Source organism: Rhodococcus (subgen. Prescottella) equi (assembly GCF_003013675.1).
Lineage (GTDB): Bacteria > Actinomycetota > Actinomycetes > Mycobacteriales > Mycobacteriaceae > Prescottella > Prescottella equi.
The window spans coordinates 2,737,128-2,749,404 of sequence record NZ_CP027793.1 but is presented as its reverse complement, the minus strand read 5'-3'; the positions used below and the strand labels follow the sequence as shown (position 1 = coordinate 2,749,404).

Annotated in this window: 13 protein-coding genes; 7 read left to right on the top strand and 6 right to left on the bottom strand. The window is 70.3% G+C overall.

Annotation, left to right across the window (positions count from 1 at the left end; all coding sequences use genetic code 11):
- Positions 1 to 2: 2 nt before the first annotated feature.
- On the top strand, positions 3 to 959 hold the full coding sequence (locus tag C7H75_RS12885) for a universal stress protein (protein ID WP_106851424.1): 957 nt from the start codon (positions 3 to 5) through the stop codon (positions 957 to 959).
- Here C7H75_RS12885 and C7H75_RS12880 read toward each other — a convergent pair.
- On the bottom strand, positions 951 to 1,802 hold the full coding sequence (locus C7H75_RS12880) for a universal stress protein (protein WP_081121659.1): 852 nt from the start codon (positions 1,800 to 1,802) through the stop codon (positions 951 to 953). The two genes, C7H75_RS12885 and C7H75_RS12880, sit on opposite strands and share 9 nt — an antisense overlap.
- Before the next feature lie 212 nt (positions 1,803 to 2,014).
- Here C7H75_RS12880 and C7H75_RS12875 point away from each other — a divergent pair, with 212 nt between their 5' ends.
- Positions 2,015 to 2,983: an Acg family FMN-binding oxidoreductase gene (locus tag C7H75_RS12875; RefSeq protein WP_022596011.1), complete on the top strand. Its 969-nt coding sequence runs from the start codon at positions 2,015 to 2,017 to the stop codon at positions 2,981 to 2,983.
- Here C7H75_RS12875 and C7H75_RS12870 read toward each other — a convergent pair.
- The 3 genes from C7H75_RS12870 to C7H75_RS12860 form a co-directional block, all read right to left on the bottom strand.
- The gene (locus C7H75_RS12870; protein ID WP_233281757.1) at positions 2,980 to 4,461 is read right to left on the bottom strand and encodes a bifunctional aminoglycoside phosphotransferase/ATP-binding protein; all 1,482 of its coding nucleotides are present in this window, start codon (positions 4,459 to 4,461) and stop codon (positions 2,980 to 2,982) included. The two genes, C7H75_RS12875 and C7H75_RS12870, sit on opposite strands and share 4 nt — an antisense overlap.
- Before the next feature lie 13 nt (positions 4,462 to 4,474).
- A complete protein-coding gene (locus C7H75_RS12865) occupies positions 4,475 to 4,645 on the bottom strand; it encodes a hypothetical protein (RefSeq protein WP_005513144.1) in 171 nt (56 codons plus the stop codon).
- A gap of 100 nt (positions 4,646 to 4,745) precedes the next feature.
- Positions 4,746 to 5,078, bottom strand: a complete 333-nt coding sequence (locus tag C7H75_RS12860; protein ID WP_022596007.1) for a hypothetical protein — start codon at positions 5,076 to 5,078, stop codon at positions 4,746 to 4,748.
- A 170-nt stretch (positions 5,079 to 5,248) separates the two neighbouring features.
- Here C7H75_RS12860 and C7H75_RS12855 point away from each other — a divergent pair, with 170 nt between their 5' ends.
- Positions 5,249 to 5,587, top strand: coding sequence for an RNA polymerase-binding protein RbpA (locus C7H75_RS12855; RefSeq protein ID WP_005513150.1), 339 nt, complete (start codon positions 5,249 to 5,251; stop codon positions 5,585 to 5,587).
- 66 nt (positions 5,588 to 5,653) lie between these two features.
- Here the strand turns inward: C7H75_RS12855 and C7H75_RS12850 are convergent, their stop codons facing one another.
- Positions 5,654 to 6,901, bottom strand: a complete 1,248-nt coding sequence (locus C7H75_RS12850) for a lipase family protein (protein WP_081206092.1) — start codon at positions 6,899 to 6,901, stop codon at positions 5,654 to 5,656.
- Positions 6,902 to 7,327: 426 nt separating this feature from the next.
- Here C7H75_RS12850 and C7H75_RS12845 point away from each other — a divergent pair, with 426 nt between their 5' ends.
- From C7H75_RS12845 to C7H75_RS12830, 4 genes are read left to right on the top strand one after another with little or no spacing between them, the layout of a single operon-like run.
- Positions 7,328 to 7,699 (top strand): chorismate mutase family protein, encoded by a 372-nt coding sequence (locus C7H75_RS12845; RefSeq protein WP_013416069.1) that lies wholly within the window; start codon positions 7,328 to 7,330, stop codon positions 7,697 to 7,699.
- 7 nt (positions 7,700 to 7,706) lie between these two features.
- Positions 7,707 to 9,842: an aminodeoxychorismate synthase component I gene (gene pabB, locus C7H75_RS12840; RefSeq protein ID WP_106851422.1), complete on the top strand. Its 2,136-nt coding sequence runs from the start codon at positions 7,707 to 7,709 to the stop codon at positions 9,840 to 9,842.
- Positions 9,839 to 10,765: an NAD-binding protein gene (locus C7H75_RS12835; protein WP_064077393.1), complete on the top strand. Its 927-nt coding sequence runs from the start codon at positions 9,839 to 9,841 to the stop codon at positions 10,763 to 10,765. The genes pabB and C7H75_RS12835 overlap by 4 nt, the downstream gene beginning before the upstream one ends.
- A complete protein-coding gene (locus tag C7H75_RS12830) occupies positions 10,762 to 11,760 on the top strand; it encodes an AurF N-oxygenase family protein (protein WP_022595997.1) in 999 nt (332 codons plus the stop codon). The genes C7H75_RS12835 and C7H75_RS12830 overlap by 4 nt, the downstream gene beginning before the upstream one ends.
- Before the next feature lie 28 nt (positions 11,761 to 11,788).
- Here C7H75_RS12830 and C7H75_RS12825 read toward each other — a convergent pair whose 3' ends face one another.
- Entirely contained in the window at positions 11,789 to 12,175 is a 387-nt protein-coding gene (locus tag C7H75_RS12825) for a hypothetical protein (protein ID WP_013416065.1), read from the bottom strand.
- Between the last annotated feature and the right edge of the window lie 102 nt (positions 12,176 to 12,277).

Genomic DNA, 12,277 nt, shown 5'->3' with positions numbered 1-12,277 from the left:
CGATGGAGATCGATCCGGAGACGGACTTCGCCGAGGGTGCGGTGGTGGCCGCGGTCGACGGGTCGCCGTCGTCGTTCGATGCGCTGCGGTGGGCGGCGCGATTGGCTCGGCGCCGAACCGCTCCCCTGCACGTCGTGCACGTGCTCCCCAGCCCAGGGGTGTATCTGAGTGAAGCGGCAGTGCTGATCCAGGCGCAGTTCACCGAGAAACTCGAATCGGACTCGGAGGGCATGCTGCGTCGCGCCCGTGAAATGGTGAGCGCCGAGTTCGCCGACGTCGATTCGACGTTCGCGCAGTATCCGGGCCCACCGGCCGCGACGCTTCTCGATCTGAGCGCGCGCGCCGGTCTGCTGGTCCTGGGGGCGACAGGAGCGGGCACGGTGGGCGCGATGCTGGTGGGTTCGACGGGCCAGCGCGTAGCCAACCACGCCCGGTGCCCGGTGTTGGTGTGCCGGGGCGGGGCGCCGGCGGCAACCGACGACCGTCCGATCGTCGTCGGTGTGGACGGCAGCGAGTTGAGCATCCGCGCGGTGGGCGTGGCGTACGAATACGCGGCGGTGCTGGGTGCGCGGCTGGTGGCCGTACACGCGTGGGGTCCGGCACGGACGGTCCAGCGGTACGGGGCTTTTCGGCTCGTCGACTGGTCGGCTGTCGAGGCAGAGGAACGCGCGCTCGTGGCGGAGAGTCTGTCCGGCCACTCGGCGGCGTGGCCGGACGTCCCGGTGGAGACGGTCCTCGAGCAGAACAGTGCGGGGCGAACGCTGCTCGAGTACGCCGGTCGCGCGCGATTCGTGGTGGTGGGCAGCCGGGGCCGGAGCCGGATCACCGGGGCGCTGCTCGGTTCGACCAGTCAGAATCTGTTACACCACGCGCCGTGCCCGGTGATGATCTGTCGCGGCGAGCGGAGCAGCTCCGACGGTGTGAGCGACGGCGAAGCCTGGACCGGCGACTCAGTGTGAGCGCACCACCATCAACGGGATGGTGACGGTGCGCAGCAGTGCCGCGCTGGTGGATCCGAGGGTCATGCCGTGGAAACCGCCGCGGCCGCGACTGCCGACGACGATCAGTCTCGCACCGGCGCCGCGCGTCAGCAGGTTCCGCGCCGGACGGTCTTGCACGATCACCTGTTTGACGCGCACCTCCGGATACTTGTCCCGCCACGGTGCCAACCGCTCGGTGAGCCGGCTCTGTTCGGTGGCGGCGATGTCGGACCAGGAGCCGGCGAGCGTTCCCTCGGGGACCGCACGATCGGACCATGCGTGCAGGGCCACCAGCTCGGCTCCGTGCAGCGCCGCTTCGGTGAACGCGGCTTCGATCGCGGGTTCGCTGGTCTCGGTGCCGTCCACCCCGACGACGACCGGGCCGTCGAAGTCCGGCTCGCCCGGCCGCGGCCACCCCGCCACGACGACGACAGGGCAGGCGGCGTGGTGGACGATCGCGGAGGTGACCGACCCGATCAGTCCGCCGGTGAACTCCCCCAGGCCACGGGTACCGAGAACGATCATGCGGGCGGTGCCCTCGTGGTTCATCAAGGCGTGGACGGGGGTGAGCGTCACCATCTCCGTCGACGTCGCGGTCTGCCCGACGGCCGCGGCCAGACTCACGGCCTCCGCGAGCGCGTGTTCGCCACCGATGCGCAGGTCGTCGGTGAACGGCGACGACATCCCGATGCCGCCGGTGGTGACGCTCGTGACCAGCAGCAGCGGATCACCACGCACGGACGCCTCGGACGCGGCCCAGCGCACCGCGTCACGGGCACTCGCGGAGCCGTCGACGCCGACGACGATCGGTGCAGTTCCCATGCGGACCCCCTCGACGAAGACTTTTCGGTCGACTCCTCCTAGGAAACACCCGGGACGGGGTCCCCACAGCGGTTTCCGGCATCGCGTGGCGGGTCATGCCCATCGGTGCCGGAATCGACCGATAGTTCCTTTCCCGATTCCGTGACGCCCTCGACGGACTGTTGCGCCGCGCGGATCTTGCCGCGACACGCCGGTGGGACCACACTCGATGCATGGGCACCCGAACGGCTCCCGAGCCGATCCGGGCGGCGGTTTCCGTCGCCTGTCGGGCTCCGTCGGTGCACAACAGCCAGCCGTGGTCGTGGGTGTTCAGTTGCGGGAGCCTGGAACTGCATGCCGACCGGATGCGGGCGCTGCCGGTCGTCGATCCGTTGGCTCGGCAGATGGTGATCAGTTGCGGCACGGCTCTGCATCATCTCGAGGTCGCGGTCGCCGAGCACGGGCTCGGCGTGGTGATCGATCGGCTGCCCGATCCGGGGAATCCGATGTTGCTGGCATCCGTCGGGTTCGTCTCGGGCACCGATTCGGTGCGCACCCGGTCGCTACGGCAAGCGATCCCGGGCCGGTGGACGGACCGCCGGGCGTTCGGTCCGCCCACTCCGGATGCGCTCGCGGGCCTCGCTGATGTGCTCGGTCGCCACGACGTCGCGATCACGTTCCTCGGGGCGGACGGTCCGTCCCGGCTGGCCGAAGCCACCCGAAGCGGTGCCGACGTGCGCCGCCACGACGCCGCGTACCGGGCCGAGTTGTTCTGGTGGACAGGGCATTCCTGTGACGAGACGGGAGTCCCCGCGAGTGTGTTGCCGGACGGTGGCACGGTGCCGGTCGGCCGGGAGTTCCCGCGGGGAGCCTTGGAGCCGCCCGGGACGGCGGATCGCGCTGCGCTGGCGGTCCTGAGCACCGACACCGACACCCGGCTGGACTGGCTGCGATGCGGCGAGGCGCTGTCGGAGTTGCTGCTCGAGGCGACGGCCCGGGGACTGGCGACGTGCCCGCTCACCCACGTCACGGAGATAGCGACCAGCCGGGAGATGGTGCGCGAGGCTGCGACGGCGTCCGGGGCTCGCGGTAGGTTCCCGCAGGTCGTGGTGCGGTTGGGGACGCCGTCGGCCGACGAGTACGAGGTGCCGCGGACGGGTCGGCGCCGGGTCGACGACGTGTGGCGGGACGCCGGAATCTAGCCCGGGGTGCGGTCCCATTCCGCCGCGGCGACGGAGAGCGACGCATCGAGCGGTCCGGAGGTGTCGACCAGCGTGGCGGCGGGCCAGGAGTCGGCGTCGTGGGCCATCGCGACCGCCACCGCGGGCGTCGCCTCGGAGTCGTGGTCCCGGCGGGAAGCGGCCCGCTCCCGCAGCCGGTGCTCGGTCAGCTCGGCGGGCGCTGTGCACTGGAGTTGCACCAGGTCGACGCACACCGCCACGGCCGTCTCGGCGGCGCGCAGTCGGTGTTCCCGATGGGTCCAGGACGCGTCGAGGACCACGGAGCGGCCCCCGGCGAGCAACTCTCGGGCCCGGTCGAGCATCGAGTCGTAGACGCGGCCGGTGGAGTCGGGCGAGTACCGGCCGCTGCGGTAGCCGGGATAGGGCGTCGCGGTGCGGTCGGCGGCGAACAAGTGGCGTCGGACGTGGTCGCTCGAGATCAGTTCCGCGCCGACGGTCTCGGCCAGTCGCGCCGCGACGGTGGACTTGCCCGTGGCCGGCAAACCGCCGACGAGGACCAGGCGGCAGCGCGCGCGATCGAGGTGCTGTTCGGCGAGGGCGGTGTGGCGCGCCGCGTCGTCCGCGGACGCCGCACGGCCCTGCAGATGCCGGACGCAGTCGACCTTGGCGCGCATGAACGCGCGGTAGGCGATGTAGTGGTGCACGAGCGAGTCGGGAGCGGTCTCGGTGAGGGCGTCGCGGTAGCGGAGCACCAGTCGCCGGGCGAGGTCGGGCCTGCCCTGGAACTCGAGATCCATAGCCAGGCAGGCGATGTCGTCGATCCGGTCGAGGTAGCGGAGTCGGGCGTCGAACTCGAGGCAGTCGAGGATGCGGGGGCCGTCCTCGAGGCAGAAGAGGTCGTCGCTGAGCAGGTCGGCGTGACCGTCGACGATGCAGCCGTCGGTGATCCGCTGCGCGAAGAGCGGGCCGCGTCCGTCGAGGTAGCGGTCGACGGTCCGCTCGATCGCGGCCAGGCGGTCCTCGGCGACCACGGCGCGGGGCAGCTCTCGGGTCTCGCGGATGTTGTCGTGCCAGCGCCGACGTACCGCGTCGGCGGTCCCCTCCCGGTCGATCCGGGGTCCGCGGGCCGCGCGGCGGTGGAAGTCGGCGACGATCCGGGCGATCGCATCGACCGCGGACGGGCATTGGGTCGACGACGCGCGGGCCAGGGTCGACAGCCGCGCTGATTCCGGCATCCGCCGCATCACGACCGTCGGTTCCCCGTCGCCGCCCTCCGGGTCGCCGAGCTCCCCCACCCCGAGATACACGTCGGGCGCCAGGCGGCGGTTGAGCTCGACCTCGTTCCGGCACGCCGCGAGGCGCGCCTCACGGCTGCGGAAGTCGAGGAACTCCGTACGGATCGGCTTCTTGATCTTGTAGACGCGGTCGCCGAGGAGGATCACCACTCCGGAGTGGGTCTCGTGCAGCCCGGCGAACGGCTGGTCCGGTTGTGCGGTCAACGACGCTGCGGACTCAGTCGGCTTCGCCGTGCTCGTCGTAGTGGCCCTCGTGCTCGGCATGGCGGTGCCCGTCGTGCAGGTAGTCGACATGGTCGCCGTGCTGGACCGTCTCGTGTCCACAGTCCTTGCCGTGGACGTGGGGATGATCGGCCGGATCGTGCGGGTGATGCTCGGGGGTCGTCATGATTCTTCCCTCCGGTCGGTTCCGGGCTGACATCTCCCACGGTAGTGCGGTTCGGTAAGCGCGGACGCGTTTCCGGGCGCGCGTGCCGGGACGGTCGGGTTCAGCGGAACCGTTCGGCGTCGCGGGCCATCGCGACCAGGCGCTCGGTGAGAGCGGACAGCTCACGCCCCTCGGCGCCCTCCGCGACGGCGGTGGCGACGTCCTCGGCGGCGCAGCGCAGCTCGAACAGCCGATCGGACAGTGCGGAGGCCTCCTCCACGCTGAGCACCACGGCGTCGGCGGGAATCGACGTGCCCTTGACCGCGTTGCGCTGCTCGTACGCGCGCTGGCGGCAGGACTGGCGGCAGTAGCGGCGGCGCCGTCCGATGCCGGCCGGGGCGACCTCCCGACCGCACCACACACACGATTCGGGTCTCCGGGACGCTGCGGCCATGAACGCACACCTTACTGCGGGTCGCGGGACGGCTGCCCGGTAAGATGGTGCGGCCGCATCCACGGGAGTCTCGGGAACGATCCGGGAGTCCGGGACGTTGTAGATGGTTGTGAACGCTCGGTGCGCCCCCCGGCGAACTGGCGCGGTGACGAACGAAGAGAGGACACACCATGGCAGATCGCGTACTTCGAGGTAGTCGACTCGGAGCGGTGAGCTACGAGACCGATCGTGACCACGACCTGGCGCCCCGCCGCATCGCACGCTACCGGTGCGACAACGGCGAGGAGTTCGACGTCCCCTTCGCCGACGAGGCCGAGATCCCCGGCACGTGGCTGTGCAAGAACGGTCTCGAGGGCACTCTGGTCGAGGGCGCTGCGCCCGAAGTCAAGAAGGTCAAGCCCCCGCGTACGCACTGGGACATGCTGCTCGAGCGTCGTTCCGTCGAGGAGCTCGAGGACCTGCTGAAGGAGCGGCTGGACCTGCTCAAGGCCAAGCGCCGCGGAGCGTAGTCGGCTCCCTCTCCACACTGATCGTCTCGGCGCCGCCACGACCTGTCGTGGCGGCGCCGTCGCGTGTCAGCAGGTGCTCGGCGCCGGTTCGCCGCGGAAGCGGGCGTCGAGGTAGTCCAGCGCCCGCGGCGCGCCGAGGACCGCGGTGGTGAGGTGGTCCGGGCTCGGGAACAGTTCCGACTCGACCCGCGCCCCGGCCCGGCAGTACCGCTGCAGCGTGGCGTCGATCGAGTCGACCGGGATGAGGGCGTCCGTCGGACTGTGCCACTCGAACAGCGGCGCGGTCGGCACTCCCGGATAGTCCTCGATGCTGTTGTCGGACAGGACATCCTGGGCCGTCGGGCTGGACAGCAGATCGGTGGTGGTGGCGATCTCCGACGCGCTGTGCCCGGCACCGGTGAGCAGGATGCCGTTGGTGCAGGCGTCCGCGACCGCGTCCCGCATGGCGAGTCCCTGCGCGTTCAACTGCTCGCTCACCGGCAGGCGGTCCGGGTACTCGCGTTCGAGGCCGAGGGCCGCGGCGAGCGCGAGACCGAACGCGGGGTGCGGCGCCGTCCCGAGTCCTCGTGCCATCTTGCCGAGATTCATCGGCACCCCGCCCGCCGCGGCACCGACGATGTCCAGTTCCGGGGCGTACGACGGAGCGAGCGCCGCCGCGAACGCCGTGGCCATTCCGCCGCCGGAGTACCCGGCCATGCCGACCGGGCTCGTCGCCAGCCCCAGTTCCGGGACGCGTTGCGCGGCCCGGATGCCGTCGAGGGTGATCTGACCGCCGAGCCTGGCCGCGCCGTAGGCACTGGACGGGCCGAGGTGATCGGGCAGGGCGACCGTCCATCCGCGGGCGAGGGCGATGTTGAGCGCCGGCGCCTCCCGGATCGTGAGGTCGGGGTCGGCGGTGTAGAGCGTCCGGGACGGGGCGCAGTGGGTGCCGAGCGCGTTGATGATGTGCTGGTAGGACAGCAGCGGACCGGACGGTGCACGCACGTCGGGGACGAGGATCGTGGTCACCGCGGCGATCGGGCGACCCTCCGAGCCCGTCGACCGGAACTGGACCTGCCAGACCGTGGTGCCCGGGAACTGCGGGAGAGCCGGCATGCGGCGTGCCGCCAGCACGTCTCCGGGCGCGTGGTCGCCGACGTCGGTCGGTTGGCCGTAGAAGGGGTCGGGATCGGCCGCCACCGGGGCGGGTGCGGCGGTGACCGGCGCAGCTGCCGTGACGGGCGCGACGAGCACACCGATCGCGATTGCGGCTGCCGCCGCCACGCGACCGGCGGGCCCGACGCGTCGCGGCGGCAGGAGTGGAGTTGACGACATCGAAGATCCCCCTCGAAAAGCACGGCACCACAAATGGTTCATGTCCGCCGAAACCACGCTTTTCAGATCGCCCCGAGAATCCGATGACGGGTGCGATTCGGCCGAACGGCGACCCAGCATATGCGACGTCGGTGTGCGGTCGCGGGGGTTCGGGTGAACCACGCTGAGGCGCCCACTGATTCGTTGGCGGATACCTTGCGATCGCGTGCGCTGCAATCGAATCCGGACACATCACGAGGTTCGTGACCGCATCGAAACCGAACCGTTCGCGGGCCCGGTTCGGGGCCCTCGGAATATCGGCGAAGATTCGCCACGCCCCAGCCCCCGTGCAATCATGAAGGGAACGCACGCAGCTAGCGGATCCGGCTGACGCGATGGCTCGCAGAACTACCGCGAAGGTCCAGTAGACGTAAGGCGAGGTGGCGTATGGACGACACCAGCGGCCCGATCACGGCCGACACCTCAGAAGAATCCACGGGAACCTTTCCGGTCGACGAGCCGGAGCTCGTTCGGCTTCGCGCCGAACTCGACGAGATCGACCGTCGGTTCCTCGAGGACATCCGTGCACGGATCGACGTGTGTGTCCGGATCGCGGAGGTCAAGCGCCATCGGAGCATCCCGATGATGCAGCCCCAGCGGGTGAATCTGGTGCAGGACCGGGCGGAGGAGTTCGCTCGCTCCCACGGACTGTCACCGGACTTTCTGCGCAGGCTGTACGAGGTGATGATCGGCGAGACCTGCCGGGTCGAGGACCTGGTCATCGGGACGGCCGACGACACGAATCGCGCGACGGGCTGATGGCGTCATGGGCACCCGCACGCTCCTGATCGACAACTACGACTCGTTCACCTACAACCTCTACAGCCTGCTGTCCGAGGTCAACGGGGAACCGCCGGTCGTGGTGCACAACGACGCCGACTGGGCGTCGGTGCCGCTCGTCGACTTCGACAACATCGTCATCTCGCCCGGCCCGGGCCGGCCGGACCGCAAACGGGACTTCGGGATCAGCGCGCGGGCGATCGCGAACCGCGAGATCCCGGTGCTCGGGGTGTGCCTGGGGCACCAGGGCTTGTGTCACCTGTTCGGTGGCAGCGTCGGTCTGGCGCCGGTACCGATGCACGGCAGGATCTCGTCGATCCGGCATACCGGGACCGGCATCTTCCAAGGTATTCCGTCGCCCTTCCCGGCGGTGCGCTACCACTCGCTCATCGTCGATTCCATGCCTCCGGAGTTGGAGGAGCAGGCGTGGACAGAGGACGGGCTGGTCATGGCCGCCGCGCACCGGACGCACCCGTTGTGGGGGGTGCAGTTCCACCCCGAGTCGATCTGCACCCGGTACGGACGGGAACTGCTCGGCAACTTCCGGGATCTGACCCCGTCGCGATCCGGGCGTCGGCCGACCCGACCGGCGACACCTGCCGCGGCGGCCACGCCGTCGGAGGCCGCCGGGCCGCAGCCGCGCTATCACGTGTCGAGCACCCGGATCGACCGGGCGGTCGATCCGCACGCGGTGTACGGGAGCCTGTTCGCGGACGGACCGAACAGCTTCTGGCTCGACGGCAGCGCCGCGCTGGAGCCCGAGTCGCAGTTCTCGGTGATGGGCGACTGTTCGGGACCGCTCGCCGAGTACATCACCTACCGGGTCGCCGAGACCACGGTGCGTGTGCAGCGGCAGGGCCGGCCGGACGAGCTGTTGCATCGGCGGTTCTTCGACTACATCGACGAGCAGCTCCGCATCCGCGCGGTGCCGCCGAACCCGGAGTTGCCGTTCGCCTTCGGGCTCGGCTACGTCGGCTACCTCGGGTACGAACTCAAGGCCGACGCCGGCAGCCAGCTGGTCCACACCTCCCCGACTGCGGACGCTGCGTTCGTGTTCGCGGACCGCGCGGTGGTGATCGACCACGTCGGTGGCGCCTGCCACCTGCTCGCGTTGAGTGAGGAGCCGGACGATCCCGGAGTCGCGAAATGGTTCGCGGACACCGAGACCCGCATCCGGCAGTTGGACGAGGCCGTTGAGCCGCCGCCGCCGCACCCACTGGTGAAGCTCGAGGACGACACCAAACCCCATCTGCGACATGGCCGCGCCGAGTACCTGGCACTGGTCGGCCAGTGCCTCGACGAGATCCGTTCCGGCGAGTCGTACGAGGTGTGCCTGACCAATGCCGCGACCGTCGACCGGGTGATCGATCCACTGCAGAGCTACGAGACGCTCCGGGAGATCAGTCCCACCCCGTACAGTGCGCTGCTGCAGTTCTCGGGAGTATCGGTGCTGAGTGCCTCACCGGAGCGATTCCTGCGGATCGGCGCGGACCGGGTGGTCGACTCGAAACCGATCAAGGGCACCCGCCCCCGGCACGCGTCGCCGGAGCAGGACGCCGCGCTCCGCCGGGACCTGCTCGACAGCGAGAAGGACCGGGCCGAGAACCTGATGATCGTCGATCTGGTGCGCAACGACCTGTCGCGGGTGTGCGTCCCCGGTTCGGTACACGTCCCCAAGCTGTTCGACGTCGAGACGTACGCTCCCGTCCATCAACTGGTGTCGACGGTGCGTGGCACGCTCCGGGACGACGTGTCGTCCGTCGAATGCGTGCGGGCGGCGTTCCCGGGCGGGTCGATGACGGGTGCGCCGAAGCTGAGGACGATGGAGATCATCGACAAGCTCGAGGAGGGGCCTCGCGGCGTGTACTCGGGGGCGATCGGTTACTTCTCGATCAACGGGACTGCCGACTTCTCCATCGTGATCCGCACGATGGTGGCGACCGCCGATCGGGTGACTTTCGGTGTGGGCGGGGCGATCGTCGCGCTGTCGGACCCCGAAGAGGAACTCGAGGAGACGATGGTCAAGGCGGTCACGATGCGGCGTTGCCTGTCGGTGACCTCCGCGGACGACGCCGAAGGCGAGCCGGACGACCCGACCGGGGACGGGGCGGGTGATCGATGACCACGCCCCCCGACACGACGACGTGCGCGCTGGTGATCGTCGGCGGGGCCGGTGCGGTGGGCGCCATGCTCGCGGAATCTGCTCGCGCCGAGGGCGACTCGGTGACCGTGGTGGACCCGGCGGCAGCGCCCATCCCGGGCGTCGACGGTGTGTGCGGTGACGTCACCGACCCCGACCCGCAGGTGCGGGCGCTGCTCGCCGAGGCGGATGTGGTGATCCTCGCGGTCCCGGAGGCGGTCGCGGTGGCGGCGGTCCCCGTCGTCGACGGAGCGATGAAACCCGGCGCGGTACTGGTGGAGACGCTGTCGGTGAAGTCCGAGATCCATCGCGTGCTGCGGGACCGCGCGTCGACCCGGCCCGCCGTGGGGATCAACCCGCTGTTCGCGCCGGGCCTCGGGATGGCCGGGCGCCCCGTCGCGGCGGTGATCCACCACGACTCCCCCGCCGTCGGACGATTCCTCGGTGCCGTGACCGGTTGGGGCGCACGGGTGGTCGCGATGAGCGCGGACGAGCACGATCGGACCGCCGCGGCGACGCAGGCGCTCACCCACGCCGCGATCCTCGCGTTCGGGCTGGCGCTCGGTGATCTCGGCATCGACGCGGACACCCTCGTCGATGCCGCGACCCCGCCGCACACGACGCTGCTGGCGCTGCTCGGGCGGGTCGCCGCGGGGCAGGCCGAGGTCTATCACGACATCCAGGCCGGCAACCCGCAGGCCGCGGCGGCCCGCGCTGCCCTCGCCGCCGCGCTGCGGCGGCTGTCCGAGGCCGTCGAACACGGCGGTCCACGCGAATTCGGGGACGTGATGGCGGCGGCGCGCGCACCGCTCGGTGACCACCTCGACCGGTACCGGGCCCTGTGTGCGGACCTGTTCACGGGGCCCCTCGCACCGGAACGACGATCGGGAGGAGGAACGCCTTGACCGACAACGCATTCGGAGACGAGGCCGCGGTGCACGAGGAGTTGCTGCGGTTGCCGTCGCTACCGCCGTTCGATCCGGCCGATCCCGTGGAGAGCGCGATCATCAGCAGCCTCGCCGGCAGTTGGCCGCGCCGCGCCGTGGTCAAGCGTCCCGAGCCCGACCTCGACGACCTGTTCGACGCGGAGAAGGCGGACTATCCCGAGTCGCTGATTCCGTTCCGCGACCACGACGTCTTCACCCGGCTCGACGAACCGGTACGGCGTCGGATCCTGGCGTGGGCGTGGATCGCCTACAACAAGAACGTGATGGACGTCGAACAGTACGTGGTCAACCCGGGCTTCCGACTGTTGTCACAGGACGCGTTCGGTACCGGCCTGGGCGACACGCTCACCGTCGCGACGATGCAGGCCATGGTCGACGAGCAGTACCACACGCTCATGCACCTGAACGCGAGCGCGCTGACCCGGCGTCGACGGGGGTGGGACCTGCCCGAGCGCCGGCTCCCCTACGGGCCCACGGTCCGCCGCCATCAGCAGGCCGTGGACGCGGCCGAGACGCCGCGCGAGTCGGCACTGGTGTCGCTCGCGTTCACGACCGTGGCCGAGACCTCGATCAGTTCGTACCTGGGACTGATGACCGACGACGAGGATCTGCAGCCGGTGAACCGGGCCACGGTGGTGCTGCACCGTCGGGACGAGTACTGCCACTCGTCGATCGCCGGCGAACTCCTGAAGATCGTGTTCGAGCGTCTGGACGGAGACGACCGGCGACTCCTGCTCGCCGGCCTCGCGGACGGGCTCGAGGCGTTCCGGTCCAACGACTTCTCCACCTGGTCGGCGGTGCTGGACCACGAACAGGTGCGCGGCGCGCACCGGATCGTGGCCGACGCCGCCCACGACTCCGGTCGACGGAACCTGGTGCAGGACTGCACCGCGATCCGGCGGCTGTGCGACGACCTCGGGGTCACCGAGGAGGTCCCCTACGAGTGGTCGTGAAACCGCTCGCCTGGGACCCGGCCCGATGTCACGGTGTGGCGTTGAGCCATTCGTAGAACGCCGGCTGGACGTTCGGGTTGGCCCCGGTGATGCCGTTGTAGGCGCCGATACCGGCACCGATGCCGGTGCCGAGGATGCAGCCGGCGATGAAGTTCGGGAAGATCGACACACAGCCGATCGCGAGCCCGACGCCCGCGCCGGTCGCCATCGCGGCGGGACCCCCGCGTTCCCACCCGATTCCGATCTCGCGTATCAGATTGTCCTGTGCCGTCTGCTTGTCGACGACGGGTTGGACGAGGGGCGCGGAGACGTCGCCGGGGGCGGTTCCCGCGTACGCGGTGCCGGCTCCCGTTCCGAGCGCCGCAACGGCGAGAACGGATGCAGCAGCGGCCTTCGATGCCTTCGAAAGGTTCATGACGCTCTCCAAACGGTGTGGAAGATCGCAGTCCAGTCGTTCCGACGCTAGTCCTTGCACCCCGCCTTCGCAGTGGATCCGGGTGGACGGTCATCTATGCGA

Bases quoted from the DNA above. Each gene is read 5' to 3' on its own strand.
- C7H75_RS12855 (WP_005513150.1), top strand. From the start codon at position 5,249: ATGGCAGATCGCGTACTTCGAGGTAGTCGACTCGGAGCGGTGAGCTAC.
- C7H75_RS12865 (WP_005513144.1), bottom strand. From the start codon at position 4,645: ATGACGACCCCCGAGCATCACCCGCACGATCCGGCCGATCATCCCCAC.
- pabB (WP_106851422.1), top strand. From the start codon at position 7,707: ATGGGCACCCGCACGCTCCTGATCGACAACTACGACTCGTTCACCTAC.
- C7H75_RS12835 (WP_064077393.1), top strand. From the start codon at position 9,839: ATGACCACGCCCCCCGACACGACGACGTGCGCGCTGGTGATCGTCGGC.
- C7H75_RS12880 (WP_081121659.1), bottom strand. From the start codon at position 1,802: ATGGGAACTGCACCGATCGTCGTCGGCGTCGACGGCTCCGCGAGTGCC.
- C7H75_RS12875 (WP_022596011.1), top strand. From the start codon at position 2,015: ATGGGCACCCGAACGGCTCCCGAGCCGATCCGGGCGGCGGTTTCCGTC.
- C7H75_RS12850 (WP_081206092.1), bottom strand. From the start codon at position 6,901: ATGTCGTCAACTCCACTCCTGCCGCCGCGACGCGTCGGGCCCGCCGGT.
- C7H75_RS12825 (WP_013416065.1), bottom strand. From the start codon at position 12,175: ATGAACCTTTCGAAGGCATCGAAGGCCGCTGCTGCATCCGTTCTCGCC.
- C7H75_RS12860 (WP_022596007.1), bottom strand. From the start codon at position 5,078: ATGGCCGCAGCGTCCCGGAGACCCGAATCGTGTGTGTGGTGCGGTCGG.
- C7H75_RS12845 (WP_013416069.1), top strand. From the start codon at position 7,328: ATGGACGACACCAGCGGCCCGATCACGGCCGACACCTCAGAAGAATCC.
- C7H75_RS12885 (WP_106851424.1), top strand. From the start codon at position 3: ATGGAGATCGATCCGGAGACGGACTTCGCCGAGGGTGCGGTGGTGGCC.